Annotated in this window: 6 protein-coding genes; 1 reads left to right on the top strand and 5 read right to left on the bottom strand. The window is 52.0% G+C overall.

The window, feature by feature from the left end; genetic code table 11:
• Positions 1-161 precede the first annotated feature (161 nt).
• Positions 162-1,445: an isochorismate synthase MenF gene (menF, locus tag SAQUA_RS08795; protein ID WP_380672668.1), complete on the bottom strand. Its 1,284-nt coding sequence runs from the start codon at positions 1,443-1,445 to the stop codon at positions 162-164.
• A 343-nt stretch (positions 1,446-1,788) separates the two neighbouring features.
• On the opposite strand from menF, the gene SAQUA_RS08790 reads away from it, so the two are divergent.
• Positions 1,789-10,383 carry a GH36-type glycosyl hydrolase domain-containing protein gene (locus tag SAQUA_RS08790; protein ID WP_380673621.1) on the top strand — a complete coding sequence of 2,865 codons (8,595 nt, stop codon included), beginning with the start codon at positions 1,789-1,791 and terminating at the stop codon, positions 10,381-10,383.
• A gap of 73 nt (positions 10,384-10,456) precedes the next feature.
• Here SAQUA_RS08790 and SAQUA_RS08785 read toward each other — a convergent pair whose 3' ends face one another.
• The 4 genes from SAQUA_RS08785 to nuoM form a co-directional block, all read right to left on the bottom strand.
• Positions 10,457-10,951 carry a DUF1097 domain-containing protein gene (locus tag SAQUA_RS08785; RefSeq protein ID WP_380672666.1) on the bottom strand — a complete coding sequence of 165 codons (495 nt, stop codon included), beginning with the start codon at positions 10,949-10,951 and terminating at the stop codon, positions 10,457-10,459.
• Between the two features lie 181 nt (positions 10,952-11,132).
• Positions 11,133-11,990: a DMT family transporter gene (locus tag SAQUA_RS08780; protein ID WP_380672664.1), complete on the bottom strand. Its 858-nt coding sequence runs from the start codon at positions 11,988-11,990 to the stop codon at positions 11,133-11,135.
• A 291-nt stretch (positions 11,991-12,281) separates the two neighbouring features.
• Complete coding sequence (gene nuoN / locus SAQUA_RS08775) at positions 12,282-13,739, bottom strand: NADH-quinone oxidoreductase subunit NuoN (protein ID WP_380672662.1); 1,458 nt, start codon at positions 13,737-13,739, stop codon at positions 12,282-12,284.
• A 6-nt stretch (positions 13,740-13,745) separates the two neighbouring features.
• Positions 13,746-15,275: an NADH-quinone oxidoreductase subunit M gene (gene nuoM, locus SAQUA_RS08770; RefSeq protein ID WP_380672660.1), complete on the bottom strand. Its 1,530-nt coding sequence runs from the start codon at positions 15,273-15,275 to the stop codon at positions 13,746-13,748.
• Between the last annotated feature and the right edge of the window lie 45 nt (positions 15,276-15,320).

Here is a 15,320-nt window from a genome sequence, read left to right as displayed (position 1 = left end):
ATCCCTGCGTCAGGTTTTCTGTTCCTGCAACTCAATAAGAACCTATCCCAACCTATAAAAGCGTATTAAAACGCCAAAATAAAACAAAAAACCAACATTTAATAAAAAGATTTTAAACATGGAGCTTAACACCTACCTGTACGCTACAGCCCGCTCGAGGGTTACTCGGGTTGAAGCAAAGTACGTAAGCCCGCCGCTTTATTTTCAATTTCCTGCCACTCCTCAGTTGGGTCCGAACCGGCAACAATACCAGCTCCGGCATACAACTGAATCTGTTCACCATCAATCTGACAGGAGCGCAATGTGACACAAAATTCTGCCCGCTCAGCGGAAAGATAACCGGCAGAACCGGCATACCAACGCCGTTGGAAGGGCTCATGCTGGCTAATAAAATCGCGTGCGGCCTGACGTGGCAGCCCAGCTACCGCAGCTGTAGGCTGCAGCCGTTGCAAGCAATCGGCATCATCACAGTGGTTGAGTCGCCCTTCAATACGCCGCCGCAAATGTTGTACTTTGCGCAAACGCACAATTTCAGGCGGCAGAACGTCCACGGCACTGGCCCCACCTTGCAGGCGCTGGCAAATATCATCAACCACCAGCAGGTTTTCCTGCTGATTTTTAACATCCTGCAGCAGCCACTGTGCCAATCTACCCGCCTGATGCTCATTGGCATGATTGGCCGTGGTACCCGCCAACGCTTCTGTTAGAAGATGATGCCCTTCCCGCAGGTACAATCTCTCGGGGCTAGAGCCAAGAAAGGCGGAACTTGCATCAATACGCATCATAAAGTGGTAACATTGGTGATTCACTCTGCGGCTGGCTGCCATCAGCGCTGGCGCAAACAGCGGGCTATCCAGCGTCAGCAACGAGCTGCGTGCCAGTACCACCTTATCCATCTGCTGCCGATCTATCGCCTTCAGCGCATCGCGCAGCATGATTTCCCACCCGGAACGCTCCGGTTGATGCTTTACCGAACGTACTTTTACCCGTAAATCTGCGATCGGTCTAGCCACCACCAAATTTTCAAGCCAGGCGCGTGCTGCCTCGGCGTCTTGACGCAAAGAATGCTCAGAAAACAGATTGAGTATTAATTCGCCTTTGCCCTTGCGGCTGAAAATTTCCAGCCGCGGCAATAACAGCAGTGCATCACCGTCGAAAGCGTTAAGCCCCCATAACCGTGCTTTAGGGTAAGTATTCACAAATGCCTGGGCCTGCGATGGGTGTGAAAATGGCTTCGCTGAACCACACACTGCGGCCTCTTGCTGCCCTTCGCGATGACGCCAATAAAACTGAGGGAACACCGTTTGTGCCGCTAACCACTCAAGCAGCATCGCCGTCAAACGATGACGTACCGTTAATCTTATCCGCCGAAACCCGGCTTCTGAGGGAAAGTCTTGCCCAAGCTGCTGGTTTAGCTGCCGCAGCAATCCCGAAAGTTGTTCCACTACTACCTCATATCACCAAACTCTGTGTGGGGAATTATACGGTAAATCAACATCTGCGGGCGGAAAAATACCTTCAGTGAATAAATACATTTTCTCGATGATTATTTTGCAAAGCTGAAGATTAAGCCTTGATAAACAGCCGTTGCACGCTGTCGCAAGCCTACTGAAAAGCCGGTTCCAACCGAGAATAAATTCGGATCAATAGTGAGTTAATTAAGAGCATTCACAGCCTCCCAATGGGAATAACCGACTCTCCTTTGGGCTAGATGCAAGGAACTTTTTCGTGAAAGAAAAATTTACACATTGGTTAAAGAAACGCCTTCCAGGAGCTAAAACCTCTACGTTGCCAATAGGGCTTAATCGTGCCGCCGCCGAAATGCCTGCCGCCAATAAGATCAAGGCGGAACTGTTCTCTGTCGATCAAATGGAACGCTACGGCCAGCGTTTGGCACGCTCACATAAGTTGGCAACGCGTAAAACGCCCTACTATTTGCTCAAACGCCTGGATAACAACGAAGAAATATTGGCTGAATGCTGCCTTCTGTTGAGCAATGGCAAGAAAAGTATCATGACCCCCGCTGGAGATTGGCTGCTCGATAACTATTACCTGATTGAGGAGCAAATTCGTGTTGTCCGCCACCATCTGCCGAAAACATTTGGCCGTGGGTTACCACAATTAGCCGCACCACATAATTGCCCGCGTATTTACGATATCGCCACCGAGGCCATCGCCCATGGTGATGGCAGGTGGGATGCCGAAAGTCTGATGCGTTATATTGCGGCTTACCAAAAACAGACCAATCTGACGCTGGGCGAACTCTGGGCATTACCGGGTATGCTGAGACTGGCGCTGATAGAAAATCTGCGCCGGGTGGCGGTAGAAGTGGCTGAGGCAGAACAGGAACGCAATCTGGCCGATAGCTGGGTCACTAAAATGCTGGAATCTGCGGAAAACGATCCGGCTAATCTGATTATCGTGATCGCCGATATGGCACGTTCCAACCCTCCCCGTACCAGTGCCTTTGTCGCGGAATTGGTACGCCGCCTGCAAGGGCATGGTTCGATGCTGGCACTGCCACTGACCTGGGTAGAACAGCGCCTTGCCGAAGTCAGCATGACCTCCGATGAACTGATCCATCTATTCAACCAGCAACTGGCTGTCAGCCAACTGTCGGTCAGCAACAGCATTTCTGGTCTGCGCCAATTGAGTGAAATGGACTGGGCCGAATTTGTCGAAACCATGAGTCAGGTTGACCATACGCTGCGCGAAGATCCTGCAGGGGTTTACCCGTTAATGCATTTTGATACCCGTGACAACTATCGTCACGTGATTGAATTGCTGGCCCGCTCTTGTGTACATAACGAGATTGAAGTAGCCAGATACGTCCTGAATATGGCACGTATCGCGGCAGAAGATCCTGACAGCGATCGGCGCACTCACCATATCGGTTATTACCTGGTCGATGCTGGCCGTGTCCAATTGGAACAGCAACTCGATGTTCGGTTTGGGCGTATTACCCACATTCGCCATGCCTTAAATCAGTCCCCGCTCCTTTCCTGGATCGGTAGCTTAAGCCTGCTTACCACCGCAGTCTGTGCCGTACTGTTGCGCGATACCTATAACACCGGTATTACCTGGGAACTGCTGATACTGTTGCCCCCACTGGCACTCGTGATTAGCCAATTCATACTCAACCTGCTGAATGAGGTCACCACGCGCAGCCGCTCACCGCTGCCGTTACCAAGGCTAGACTTTTCCCACGGTATTCCCCCTGAATCACGCACATTGGTGGTGATCCCCACTTTACTTGGCAGCAAGAACAGCATCGATCAGTTGCTCAATTCGCTGGAAGTCTGTTATCTGGGCAACAAAATGGATTATTTACATTTTGCCTTGCTCACCGATTTTAATGATGCGCAGCAACAGCAGCTTCCTGAAGATGCCGAATTATTGGCTTACGCAACTCAGAAAATTACAGCACTGAATGCACGCCATGCCTGTGCTGGGCCAAGCCATTTCTTTCTGTTTCACCGCGAGCGTCAATGGAATGAAAAGCAGCAGGCATGGATGGGCCTGGAGCGTAAACGCGGTAAATTGAACGCGCTGAATGACTGGCTGCGCAATCGGGGTAACACATTTACCACGCAGATTGGTCAGGGGTTGGAGGTGCTCAAAAACGTCAAGTACGTGATCACACTGGACAGTGATACGGTTTTACCACGCGAGACCGCCCATCAGTTGATCGCCGCCATGGCTCACCCTTTGAATCAGCCGCAATACGACGCCAAACAGCAGCGCGTTGTGGCAGGCTATGCCATCCTGCAACCGCGAATGGCAGAAGAGATACCGTCTAGCGGACAGAGCCGCTATGCTGCACTCTGCAGCAGTACGCCCGGTAACGATCCCTATACCATGATGGCTTCCGATATTTATCAGGATCTGTTTGGTGAGGGCTCGTTCATTGGTAAAGGGATTTATGACGTTGATATTTTCTCTGAGAGCCTGCAGAACACCTGCCCGGAAAATCTGGTGCTGAGCCACGATCTGCTGGAAGGATGCTACGCACGTTCTGGCCTGTTGAGTGATGTGTTGCTTTATGAACAGTATCCCAGCAATTATCTGGTCGACGTGGCACGCCGTTCACGCTGGATCAGGGGTGATTGGCAATTACTCAACTGGCTTTTACCACGTGTAGTAACCGAAGACGGCACGCGTACTGCCAATCCTCTGAGCCACCTATCCCGCTGGAAACTGTTCGATAACCTGCGCCGCAGTCTGGTATCACCTTCTCTCCTGTTGCTGCTGTTTGCTGGTTTTACCTGGATGCCGAATACCCTTTATTGGCTGGCGGTGTTTAGCATTATCCTGCTCCTGCCAACGTTACTGGCCTTGATGCAGGATCTGGTAAACAAGCCGCCGCGTCGACCTTTTATGCAGCATATGAAGATTGCATTGAAAGGTTCACTGCACCGGTTAGCGCAAGTGGGTCTACATTTAGCCGTCTTGCCTCATGAGGCACTGTACAGCCTGAAAGCCATCGGGATCACCCTGTGGCGGTTACTGGTGAGCAAACGTAATCTGCAAGAATGGACCAGTTTCGATCAAACCAAACACTCCCATGCAGTGACTTTGGAGAATTTCTATCGCAGTCTCTGGGTCAACCCGTTTGCAGGTGTTCTGTTACTATTTCTGGCCATACTCTCCGGCCCGATGGCCTTGATGGTAACACTCCCCTTTGCCACCCTGTGGATCCTGTCGCCATTGCTGCTGTTCACGCTCAGTCATGAGCCACTGCGCCGGGCAGCAACGATTAATGATCAGCAACACCGCTTCCTGCGCCAAACCAGCCGTGAAACCTGGTCGTTTTTTGCCAACTTCGTCAATCAGCAAGAAAACTGGTTGCCACCGGATAATTTTCAGGAGATCCCAGAACCCGTCATAGCGCATCGCACTTCCCCGACCAATATTGGGCTGTCGCTGCTAGCCGATCTGACCGCTTATGACTTCGGCTATATAACGCTTAGCGAAGCCATGGAACGCATCAAGCTTACGCTTAATACACTGGATCTGATGGAGCGTTACCGTGGTCATTTCTATAACTGGTATGACACGCGGACGCTGGCTCCTCTGACACCACGCTACGTTTCCAGCGTCGATAGCGGCAATTTCGCCGGCCACTTGCTGACCCTGAGCGCGGGATTACCGGCACTGGCCATGCAACCCGTCATCACCCCGTCACTTGTATTGGCAGGGTTGGAAGATACGTTACTACTAGTGGAAATGCACTGGGGTGAAGCAGCGCCGAAAGGATTACACAGGCTGCGTAAGCATTGGGAACAGGCGCGGGATGCTCATCCAGCAATGCTGCAAACTGAACTCGATGCAATGCGCAATTACAGTCACGATTTGCAGGAACCCGCTCTACAACACAGTGAAGAAACTAAGCGCTGGGCTGGTGCTCTGCATCAACAGCTGAATGTCTTGTGTAGCGAATGGTACCAGTGGTTTGGCTGGCTGAGTGTCAGCATGACTGAAGTGGAGCAGGTTCCTAGCCTACAGTGGTTAGCCAATCCACCACAACGGCTGGCACTGGCAACCGAGCAACAGGCGCAGCTTGACGCCGTCGCGCAACTTGCTGCCGAACACCTATCGCAGTTGGCGCAATTGCAGCAGCGGCTGGTAAAACTGGCGCAGATGGACTTCCGTTTCCTTTACGACGAAGCCACACATATGCTCACCGTGGGCTTCAACTGTGACCAGAATCGTGCTGACAGCGGTAAATATGATTTGCTGGCATCAGAAATCCGCCTGACCAACTATGTCGCTATTGCGACCAACCAGATCCCACAACGCAGTTGGTTTGCATTGGGCCGTCTGTTCACCGTTATCAACAAAGAGCCCGCATTGATGTCCTGGAGTGGCTCAATGTTTGAATACTTGATGCCGCAACTGGTGATGCCAGCCTATCCCGATACCCTGTTGGCGCAAATGTGCCGCGCCGCCGTGGAACGGCAAATTGCCTGGGGTAAGGAAAGAGGCGTTCCATGGGGAATATCGGAATCTGGTTACTCCGGCTTTGACGCATTACAAAATTACCAATATCACGCCTTTGGTGTGCCTGGGCTGGGGCTGAGACGGGGACTGGGTGACGATCTGGTGATCGCGCCTTATGCCACAGTCATGGCGCTGATTATTGCCCCCGACAGTGCCTACAATAATCTGGTTGAACTGGAAAAAAAGGGTGCCAAAGGCCGCTATGGCTTCTACGAAGCGCTGGATTTCACAACGTCGCGCCTTAATCGTGGGCAGTTATACTCGATTGTCCGCTCCTATATGGCTCACCACCAGGGGATGAGTTTTCTGGCGTTGTCTCACCTACTGCTGGATGCACCAATGGTAAAACGCTTCGCCAGCGATCCCGCTTTCCAGTCAACACGTCTGTTACTGCAGGAACGTGTTCCAGATGCGGTCGAGCTTTACAGTAACCGCCGCCATTTTGAAACTCACGAAGGGACGATCAAACCGGCCTGCATCCCCGCACGCGAATTTACGCGTGTTGATTCGCCAATCCCGGAAGTGCAACTCCTGTCTAACGCCAATTACCATCTGATGATTACCCAAAGTGGTGGTAGCTATAGCCGCTGGCAAAATCTGGCGCTGACCCGTTGGCGTGAAGATGCCACCAGTGATAATTGGGGAGCATTCTGCTACCTGCGCGATCCACAAACCGGTGAAGTTTGGAGCAATACCTGGCAACCCACTGGCGGGGCAGAGAAAACTTATCGTGCCGTGCTCAGCGATGCTGGAGCAGAATTCCATCGTAAGCAGGGAATGCTGTCGGTGAAAACACAGGTGGTTATTTCGCCAGAGGATGACATCGAACTGCGGCGTTTGACCCTGGTCAATCATGGCAAGCAGCCACGTATTATTGAAATCACCAGCTACGCTGAGGTTGTGCTGGCACCCGCCAGCAACGATTTAGCCCACCCTGCATTCAGTAACCTGTTTGTGCAAACCGAATTATTGGCAGATCAGGATGCCATTCTGTGCCATCGCCGCCCACGAGAACCCAAAGATGTCTCCCCGTGGCTGTTGCATGTCATGACAGTAAGAGGTAAAAGTAGCCAGACCTCCTTTGAAACCGACCGCGCCAAATTTATTGGCCGTGGCCATACTTCAGCTAATCCACTGGCACTACAGCAGAATCAGCCATTGAGCGATAGTGCAGGCCCAGTGATCGACCCGATTATCGCTATCCGCCAGCGGGTTCAGCTTGAACCCAATATCCCGCTGACGGTGGATATCTTCTACGGGGTCTGTGAAAATCGCGCCAGCAGTCTGGCGATGCTGGAGAAATATCGCGATCGCTATATGGCCGATCGTATTTTCGAGCTCGCCTGGTCACACAGCCAGGTGGTGTTACGCCAGCTAAACGCTAGCGAAGAAGATGCGAATCTTTTTAATCGGCTGGCCAGTGCCATCGTTTTCCCAGCACAGGAAATGCGCGCCGCAAGCAGCGAGATCGTCAGAAATCGCCGCGGGCAATCAGGATTGTGGGGATATTCGATCTCTGGCGATCTGCCGATCGTACTGCTTTCAGTGACCAACAGCGAGAATATCGCGCTGGTTCGTCAGTTGATTCAGGCACACAATTATTGGCGATTGAAAGGATTGCAGGTAGATCTGGTGATCCTCAATGAGGATTCTGGCGGCTATCGGCAAGAACTGCAAACTCAGATCATGGCACTGATTGCCGCTGGAATGGAGTCATCCCAGACGGACAAACCCGGCGGGATTTTCGTTCGCTCCAGCGAGCATATGTCGCCTGAAGATCATACTCTGCTGATGAGCGTAGCGCGTATTTACCTTAACGACCAACGTGGCGGCCTGGCAGAGCAACTCAACCAGCGATTGCAAGCGCCGCAACTACAACAGCAGAAATTGGGGCCACCAACGGCTTCATCCAAGCTGATAACTGTGGCCAACTTGCCGCGCAATCTGCACTCCCCCCAGTTACCGGACCTCGACACTCTGCGGTTCTATAACGGCTTTGGCGGTTTCTCGGAAAATGGCCGGGAATATGTGATCGCCATGAACGAAAGCAAAGTCACGCCGGCCCCATGGTCAAACGTTATTGCCAACTCGATGTTCGGCTCGGTTATCTCAGAAAGCGGCCAAGCCTATACCTGGTATGAAAATGCGCACGAATATCGCATAACACCGTGGGAAAACGATCCTGTGAGCGATCGTAGCGGTGAGGCTTTCTATTTGCGCGACGAAGAGAGTGGCCATGTTTGGTCACCAACACCGCTGCCCGCTCGGGGACGCGGCCACTACCTGACGCGCCATGGCTTTGGCTATAGTGTGTTCGAACACCGGGAAACTGGCATCGACAGCCAGTTAACCATGTTGGTTGCCAAAGATGCACCGGTAAAATTGTTCCTGCTGACGCTCACTAATACTTCTGGCCGAACGCGAGAACTTTCTACTACCGGCTATGTTGAGTTTATTCTTGGTGATTTACGTCAAAAATCGGCGATGCACGTGGTGACAAGAACCGCAACCCTGCCTAATGGCAGTGGGATCCTCGCTACCAACCACTATGTGGGCAGCGGTTCGGAACGGACAGCCTTCTTCGGCGTAACCGGTGTACATTGTTCAATCACTGGCGATCGGCGGGAATTTATCGGCCGCAACGGTACGCTGGCCGATCCGGCTGTCCTGAAGTTGCGCAGGTTATCCGGCAAGACAGGAGCCGGACTGGATCCTTGTGGTGCTGTGCAATCCGCTATCAGTATGATTGATGGCGATCAGCGCAGCTTTGTATTCGTTCTTGGTCTGGGGCAAAACTCAGAGCAGGCCGAGGCCCTGATGCAACAATACCTGCAGGAGGATGCTTTGCATGGCGAATTGCAGCAGGTAGAAGAGTACTGGAATACCCTGCTCAACAAAGTGCAAATCACTACCCCGCACCCTGCTGTCGATTTGCTGGCCAACGGCTGGTTACTTTATCAGACCATCTCCTGCCGTCTTCATGCACGTAGCGGTTATTATCAGTCTGGTGGCGCATTTGGCTTCCGCGACCAACTCCAGGATACCTTGGCTTTAACACACGCCATGCCAGAACGCGCGCGTGAACAAATTCTGCTCTGTGCTTCGCGGCAGTTTGTTGAGGGGGATGTACAGCATTGGTGGCACCCACCGCAAGGAAATGGTGTTCGCACCCGCTGTTCCGATGATTATCTGTGGTTGCCGTTGGCGATCTGTCATTACCTTGACGCCACTGACGATCAGACGATCCTCGAAGAACAGGTGGAGTATCTGGAGGCAAGGAAACTGACACCGGGCGAAGAGTCGGCTTACGAACACCCCAGCATCAGTGCAGAAAAGGAAAGTCTGTATCAACACGGCGCCAGGGCACTGAAACATGGTCTGCGGTTCGGTGAGCATGGTTTACCACTGATGGGAGCCGGTGACTGGAACGATGGCATGAATATGGTTGGGCTGGAGGGCCGTGGTGAGAGCGTTTGGCTCGGCTTCTTCCTGTTCTACATTCTGCAGCGTTTCGGCAAACTGGCAACGCAGCGTGGCGATCAGGAACTGGCCGAGCTGTGCCAGCTTGAAGCAGAAAAGCTGCGGATTAACCTGCATGACCACGCGTGGGATGGCGAGTGGTACCGCCGTGGATATTTTGATAGTGGAGAACCGCTGGGTTCTCACGATGCAACAGAGTGCCGTATTGATGCTATTGCCCAGAGCTGGTCGGTCATTTCCGGTGCCGGTGACAAAGCGCGCAGCGCGCAGGCGATGCAATCTTTGGATCAGCATCTGGTAGATAATCAGGCGGGTATCATCAAGCTGCTGACCCCGCCATTTGATGGCAACGGCCCTAACCCCGGCTATATTCGTGGTTATCTGCCCGGGGTGCGTGAGAACGGCGGACAATACACCCATGCGGCAGTATGGGCAGTGATGGCGTTCGCAGAAATGGGAGATATTGAACGCGCCTGGGAACTGATGGCGCTGATTAACCCGATAAATCATAGCCTGAACGTCAGTTCTGCGGAACGCTACAAGGTCGAACCTTATGTTGCCACCGCAGATATCTATGCAGTTGCCCCTCATATTGGGCGTGGAGGATGGAGTTGGTATACCGGCTCTGCGGCTTGGATGTATCGGCTAATCATAGAGTCACTGCTTGGGCTTAAACGCCAAGGTAATACGCTATCGATCAATACACGCTTACCTGATAACTGGGCACCGATCACCATTACTTATCGCGAAGGAAGTAGTGAATACCAATTAACCTTAAGGCAGGGAGAGGGAAAAACTCAGGTGATTATTGACGGCGAGCAACAGTCTGAGCCGGTGATAAACCTGGTTGATGAAGGGAAAATCCATGTGGTAGAAGTGATCCTGGGGCGCGAACCTGGATAACGGTTTTTGTACAAGACTGACAATTCAAAGAACAGGCCTATGGGGTGCGGTAGTTTCCACACCCCATGCCGTTTCAGGCATCGGGAGAGGCATGTTCCGCCAGTGGCGAAGCTTCTTGCCTGCCACGAGCCGCCAACCAAAATCCACTATTTTTCATGGCGTAGCCAAATACCAGCCCAACCAACAGCGAAACGGTGATTAATTGCCAATGTCCATCGCCGGCAAAGGTCGCACAGGCACCAATGAAAGTGCCGGGAACAAATCCCAACCAGCGTTGCTTTGCCTGAATACACATAACAAACGCGACGGCCCCTGTCAGTAGATAGCCAAGCATACTCCAGGCGGGCTCCAACGCACTGCCGTGGATGATAACCATCGCCCAAAACACGCCGCTACAACAGGAGAGCGTACTGATTAATAGGCCCTTTAACCCACCTTGTGGACAAGCGAAGTAAGCCGTGCAACCGAGAAAACCTGCCCAACTGATTAGCCCAAAGCTAATGGCAACCCACCCCCACACGCCAGAAAGGATCCCGGTAGTTATCGCGATGGCAAGAAGTACGTTCATAAACTGTTCCACTGAAATTAGTGCCAACAGTTTACGCAAAATTCGCTATTTCCTTGTGATATAAGTCACATTATTTGTGCAACAAAAATTATTTCATTTTTTATTATTTGATTCTCGTCACAAAAATATCAAGCATACCAAAGTCGGCACTAACATTAGATAGCCTACTGAAAAATCATACTTATGCGGCTTTAACCGTTTTCTTTGACGTACGGCGTAGGATAGCCAAAGCGCCGGATAGAATAATCAATACCATGCCGACCGCCGCCGAGGAAGAGAGTGACTCGTCGAAAATCAGGTAACCCAGTAAGGTTGAGAAAATAATCGTGCTGTAAGAAAGGATACTGACAATCACGGCATTGCCTGTACCGTAAGCCCGAGTCAGGGTAATTTGCCCCAAACTACCGAATATGCCAATGGCACACACGCAAAGCAAAGTAATCGAATCCAAAGCGGTAAACCCGATGAAAGACGTCATCACCGCCCCCACCAAGGTGCCGACCAAAGAAAAGTAGAACACCACACGCAACTCAGGTTCACCAGTACGAACCAGTTTACCAACATTAAAATAGGCCAGAGCAGTCAGTAAGCCTGAAAGCAAGCCAATCAGCGTAGCGGCATATTCACCATGCGGCACATCCGGGCGTAGTAGAATAAGAATACCGACGAACCCTAATAAGACTGAAAACAGTAATTTCCCTGTCAACTGTCCTTTTGCCGTCACAAAGGTGATCACCGACTGAAAAATTGGGCTGGTATAACCTAGGGTCGTAGCCGTTGCGATAGGTAGGTGGATCAGCGAATAGAAGCCACAGTACATGGCAGCGTTGCCGATTGCAGCACGTTTCATGTGCAAGCTCAAGTGCCGGGTACGAAAACCGATATTTTTCAATTTAATCAGTAACGCGACGATCGCTACGTTGATAAATGAACGGTAAAAAACGATATCGAAGAAGCCGACTTTCGCTGAAGCCAGCTTAATGCAGACTCCCATCAACGCGAAAAAAGCGCTGGCGACAATCATCCATAAAGCAACCATGATTTTCCTAGAATGGTGTCCCAAAGGGCCGCATGAAATTTGCTACTCGGCGGCTTTCACCGTCATCGGTGTGCGATCGGCACCGTCAGAGAATAACAGTATTTCAGCATGCTTATCACTATTGTTGATAAACAATATACAGGCTGTATCACTCATGGAACTTCCCATTTTTGCCAGGAAACATGGCTCGCTGTTTGCTGTAAACAATAGGTAAGCCGCAAGAATTGTTCAGGCGGGACAAAGTTATAAAAAAAGGCCGCCGAGGCGACCTTCCTTCTAACTGTTTACCAATCAGAACATCGGCTGTGCCATTTGCACCAGCGCGATCAGCGGTTGCGGGTAAAGACCCAACAACAACACTAGCGCTGCAGAGATCAGCACCACTACACCGCCCGCGGTCAATGCCCAGTTGTTAGGCGTATCGCGTACCAGTGTCTCTGGTGCACTCAGGAACAGGCTAACGGTCACACGCAGGTAGTAGTACAAACCAATCGCGCTACCTACCACTACCGCACCAGTCAACCACCACAGTTGAGCACTGACACCCATCGCAATAACAAAGAACTTACCGATAAAGCCTAGCGTCATTGGAATACCGGCCAAAGACAGCATCATGACCGTCATTACAGCCGAAAGGATTGGCTTGTGCCAGAACAGGCCGCGGTAAGAGAACAGCGAATCTGCATCCGGACCACGATACGGGCTGGACATCAGGCTGACCACACCAAAAGCACCCAGGCTGCTGAACAGGTAACCCGCCAAATAGACACCTGCAGTTTCCAGAGAAAGCTGATGCGTTTGCACCGCTATCAGCGCAACCAGCAGGTAACCCAGGTGAGCGATAGAGGAGTAACCGAGCAGCCGTTTGATGTTGCTCTGGCTGATCGCCATCAAGTTACCAAACAGGATCGAGCAGAAGGCGATGATCGACAACACCATACGCAATGCTTCACTGTCGGCAGCCGGTGCATACAGGAACAACCGCATCACTACTGCGAAAATCGCAATCTTGCTGGCAGTCGCCAGGAAGGTTGAAACCGGCGCAGGCGCCCCTTGGTACACATCCGGTGTCCACAGTTGGAATGGCACCAGTGAGAGTTTAAAGCCCAGGCCGACGATCATCATGCCCATACCAGCCAGGATCAGCGGTTGGTGCACCATGCTATCTTGCAGGCTCTTGCCAAGACCAGCCAGTGACAGATCACCAGACTCAGCATACAGCAGCGCCATACCGAACAGCAGGAAACTGGATGCCGCGGCAGACAGCACCATGTACTTGATCGCCGCTTCCAGTGAACGCTTCTGACGATAGGCATAGCCAATCAGACCAAACAGCGGCAACGAGATCAGTTCAATACCCAGGAACAGCGCAGCCAGATGGTTGGCGCTCGCCAGCAGAATGCCACCCAAGGAAGCAATCAAAACCAGCAGGTAAAACTCTTCGCGGTTATCCGGGTAACCCACCAGCCATGGGTAGGCGAAGGTGCAGGTTGCCAGACTCGCCAGCAAAACCAACCCGGTATAGAACATTGCATAACTGTCAACCCGCATCAGCGGGGTGACGTCCATTGGGCCTACCTGGCCAACAAAATAAAGCGATAGCAGCGCCAGGTTAAGACCGATCACTGTCAGGGTGGCGTTGATAAAGTGGTCGCGTCGCCACGCAATGCACAGCATCACAACCACCACCGTCAATCCGACGATCAACAGCGGTAACAGTGCGATCAGTTGTTGAGGAGTTATTGTCATGGCGAATTACGGCCTTGTTGTTGAAATTGCTGAAACTGACGGACCAAACCAGTGTTGCACGTTACTCATCGCCGCACTTGAGGTATCGAGGATCGGCTGCGGATAAACACCCAGCAGAACCAGCAGTACCACCAGCAACAGAATGATGAACAACTCACGTGCGGTCATGCCAGGCAACGGTTGATCAGATTTGGCTGCGCCGAAATAGGCACGCTGCATCATGATCAACGAGTAAACCGAAGCAAACACCAGACCGAAAGTAGAAATCACCGTGATCACAGGCACAACCTGGAAACTACCGAACAGGATCATGAATTCACCGACGAAGTTCCCGGTACCCGGCATCCCCAGCGTAGCTACTGCGAAGAACAGAGACAAGGCTGGAATGTACTTGATCCGCCCCCACAGGCCGCCCATTTGGCGCATATCACGAGTATGCAAACGCTCATACAACTGGCCGCAGATGATGAACATACCGGCAGCGGACAGGCCGTGCGCAATCATCTGGATCACTGCCCCCTGGTAAGCCAGTTGGCTGCCAGTGTAGATAGCAATCAGCACAAAACCCATGTGCGATACGGAGGTATAGGCAATCAGACGTTTGATGTCGGTTTGCGCAAACGCCATCCAGGCACCGTAGAAGATCCCCACTACACCCAGCCACATGGCAATAGGCGCAAACTCGGCAGAAGCATTAGGGAACAGCGGCAGGCTAAAACGCAGCAGGCCGTAAGCCGCGGTTTTCAGCAAAATCCCCGCCAAGTCAACAGAACCCGCCGTTGGCGCTTGGCTATGGGCATCTGGTAACCAACCGTGTAGTGGCACCACTGGCATTTTCACCGCAAAAGCGATGAAGAAGCCCAGCATCAACAGATACTCAACGTTGTGTGACATTGGAGTTTTCAGCAGATCTTCATAGTTGAAGGTCCACACGCCAGTGGCGTTGTAGTGCACAAACACTAACCCCAGGATCGCAATCAACATCACCAGACCGCTGGCCTGGGTATAGATGAAGAATTTGGTTGCTGCTGTAATACGGGTTTTACCGTCCGACGCCTTGTGCCCCCACAGGGCAATCAGGAAGTACATCGGCACCAGCATCATTTCCCAGAAGAAGAAGAACAGGAACAAGTCGATGGCGAGGAACACGCCGATAACACCGCCCAGGATCCACAGCAGGTTCAGGTGGAAAAAACCCTGATACTTCTGGATTTCACGCCAGGAACAGAGGATCGCCAGCACACCCAGCAGTCCCGTCAGCACCACCATCAGCAGTGACAGACCGTCCAGCGCCAAGTGGATAGTGATGCCGAAACGCGGGATCCACGGCAGCACAAATTCAGATTGCCACTGTGGAATGCCTAGCGGTTTGATCAGTGAATAGCCGCCCTGCAACCAAAGTTGCAGCGAGAGCGCCAATGTCAGCCCCATTGCGATCAATGCGATCCAGCGCGGTAGCTTAGTACCGAAACGCTCACACTGCCAACACAGCAGACCGCCGATAAAGGGGAGAAGAATTAGCCAAGGTAATAGCATGGCGTTTTGTGTCCCTTATATGAATAATCTAAAAACTTGTATCAG

This window comes from Serratia aquatilis, assembly GCF_044865145.1.
Taxonomy (GTDB): Bacteria; Pseudomonadota; Gammaproteobacteria; order Enterobacterales; family Enterobacteriaceae; genus Chania; species Chania aquatilis.
Note: the sequence above shows the minus strand (reverse complement) of the source record. Positions and strands in the feature narration are given on the sequence as shown.

What these genes read in the sequence shown, in the direction of transcription:
- nuoN (WP_380672662.1), bottom strand. Translation starts at nt 13,739, where the DNA reads ATGACAATAACTCCTCAACAACTGATCGCACTGTTACCGCTGTTGATC.
- nuoM (WP_380672660.1), bottom strand. Translation starts at nt 15,275, where the DNA reads ATGCTATTACCTTGGCTAATTCTTCTCCCCTTTATCGGCGGTCTGCTG.
- SAQUA_RS08780 (WP_380672664.1), bottom strand. Translation starts at nt 11,990, where the DNA reads ATGGTTGCTTTATGGATGATTGTCGCCAGCGCTTTTTTCGCGTTGATG.
- SAQUA_RS08785 (WP_380672666.1), bottom strand. Translation starts at nt 10,951, where the DNA reads ATGAACGTACTTCTTGCCATCGCGATAACTACCGGGATCCTTTCTGGC.